Source organism: Terriglobus sp. YAF25, assembly GCF_052113305.1.
GTDB lineage: Bacteria > Acidobacteriota > Terriglobia > Terriglobales > Acidobacteriaceae > Terriglobus.
Genome location: NZ_JBFRCY010000975.1, coordinates 1 through 1,939, shown reverse-complemented (window position 1 = coordinate 1,939; position 1,939 = coordinate 1). Strand labels below are relative to the sequence as shown.

Below are 1,939 nucleotides of genomic sequence, written 5' to 3'. Positions count from 1 at the left end.
ATGCGGTGGAGCTTTACACCCAGAAGCGCAAACGTCGCCCGTTAGGCTGCATGGTTGTCACATCAGCCACAAACTTCAGCTCTGAAAATCATGAGATCGCAAAATGGCTTCAGGAGCATCGCCGCCGTCGAACGGAGTCAATCATCATTCGTTTCGAACGAGCGGCACGCGACCACGAACTGCCCGGCGGAATCGATCCGGAGGCTCTGGGAAACCTCACCGCCGCGATGCTTCACGGCATATCGGTACAGGCCCGGGACGGTGTCGCAAAAAGCAACCTCGTGAGAGCCGTCACGGATTTCGTGACGCTTTTGAGCGGACATACCGTTCGTCGACTCCGTGACGGCGAAGTCGTCGGCTACCGCCAGGCCCCATAGAATTCGCAATCAGCGTGTCATTTGCTTATCCCGCGTCACTCCGCGCGTTGGCGCGTTCGAATGTCAGATTGACCGAGCGATCCCCAATCGGCCGTGTGCGGTGGAGAGTTCCTCGCGGGATATTGATCATACGACCGGGAGGCAGTGTCACAGTTCTATCTTCGAAGTCGATGTAGATGCCTCCTTCGAGTGCCAGAAAGCATTCATCTGAGTCGGGATGACTATGCCAATGGTAAGCCTCCGTCATCGTGCTGATGCGCACTTCATGGTCGTTCACCGTAGCGATGGGATGGTTGTCATACCGATCCACTCCGGCTGACTCGACGGAAAGATTGATGACTTCAAATGCGCGATCTTCCATCGAAAACTCCTTTCCGAACCGTTCTTCTATCAAAAGCTCAAAGGAGAAGGCAACGACCGCGTCCTCTCCGATAATTACGTCTCGTGGGTAGCTTACCGTGACCGGGTTGCGGGACGAAGCTCTTTGCGAAACGCACCCGGCGTCAGTCCCGTCACTCTCGCAAAAAGCCTACCGAATGAAGCAGAATCCTGGTAACCGACGCGGAAGCATATCTCAGAGACGCTCAGCTTTGTCGCTTCACTTCTTTCCCAAGCCACCACGAAATCGTTGCACTTCTCCCATTCAAGAGTCCCAGCCTTGCGAGGATGTAGGAAGCTCCGCAGGTCGCAGCAATACGGGCTTTCTGCCGCTTCGCAAGCAATACCAACGGCTTTACACGTTCGGACTCTTCTTCCAGGGCAGAAACGGATTCCATCACGTCTAGCCCGACGCCCGTCAGCAACACCAGGACATCCATCTTGCGGGAAGGGCGCGACTTAACCGGATAGATGATTCCCGACTTTGAACAAGCGTGATCGTTGCTCGAAACGAACTCGAACGAAAATGCCTTGTCGCCACGCACCCCGTTGATCGCTAAAAGCGTTTCCACAAACGCGGAAGCGATCGCAGAATAGAAAGCCTCCGGAAGATACAGGACAATGTGCACATGGCAAGTTTTGCATAAACAACGTCGATATTGCCACTATCTGTAGAGACGCCTGCGCCCTAAGCTCATCAAAGGTGACGATGCATTGAGGTTGCCAAATACATTGGGGGTATCGCATGAAAGCTTGGGTACTGGAAGGTTTCGGTCTGAAGAACCTGAAGAAGTTGGATGTGCCGGTTCCAAAGCCGGGTGCACGGGACGTTCTAGTCCGCGTCAGCGCCGTATCACTGAATTACCGCGACAAAATGGTCGTCGAAGGGACCTACAACCCTGACCTTCCGTTTCCGATGACTCAAGTGGCGGATACAGTCGGAGACGTAGTGGAGATTGGAATCGGGGTGTCGCGATTCCGTGTCGGAGATCGCGTCATCTCGAACTATGCGACGCGGTGGATCGATGGGCCGCCAGCAGTCGATGAAGTTGTGCATACGCTGGGTAATACCATTCACGGAGGGCTGGCCGAATACCTGCTTTTGAATGAGGACGCTCTGGTTCATTCTCCTACTTATCTCACGGATGAAGAAGCTTCAACGCTTCCAGTTGGCGCTCTCACTG

Annotated in this window: 5 protein-coding genes; 2 read left to right on the top strand and 3 right to left on the bottom strand. The window is 54.4% G+C overall.

All coding sequences use genetic code 11. The features are described from left to right. Positions 1-377, top strand: a 377-nt coding sequence (locus tag AB4043_RS25760; RefSeq protein WP_442308553.1) for a hypothetical protein, incomplete at its 5' end; no start/stop codon positions are given. A gap of 25 nt (positions 378-402) precedes the next feature. On the opposite strand, the gene AB4043_RS25755 is transcribed toward AB4043_RS25760, so the two are convergent. The 3 genes from AB4043_RS25755 to AB4043_RS25745 all read right to left on the bottom strand — a co-directional run bounded on the left by AB4043_RS25755 (position 403) and on the right by AB4043_RS25745 (position 1,384). After that, positions 403-738, bottom strand: a complete 336-nt coding sequence (locus AB4043_RS25755) for a cupin domain-containing protein (protein WP_442299311.1) — start codon at positions 736-738, stop codon at positions 403-405. 92 nt (positions 739-830) lie between these two features. Further along, positions 831-995, bottom strand: coding sequence for a helix-turn-helix domain-containing protein (locus AB4043_RS25750; protein ID WP_442308552.1), 165 nt, complete (start codon positions 993-995; stop codon positions 831-833). Beyond that, the gene (locus AB4043_RS25745) at positions 962-1,384 is read right to left on the bottom strand and encodes a hypothetical protein (RefSeq protein WP_442308554.1); all 423 of its coding nucleotides are present in this window, start codon (positions 1,382-1,384) and stop codon (positions 962-964) included. The genes AB4043_RS25750 and AB4043_RS25745 overlap by 34 nt, the downstream gene beginning before the upstream one ends. 116 nt (positions 1,385-1,500) lie before the next feature. Between AB4043_RS25745 and AB4043_RS25740 the strand changes: the two genes are divergently transcribed. Then, the coding region (locus AB4043_RS25740) for an alcohol dehydrogenase catalytic domain-containing protein (RefSeq protein WP_442308551.1) at positions 1,501-1,939 on the top strand (439 nt) is incomplete at its 3' end.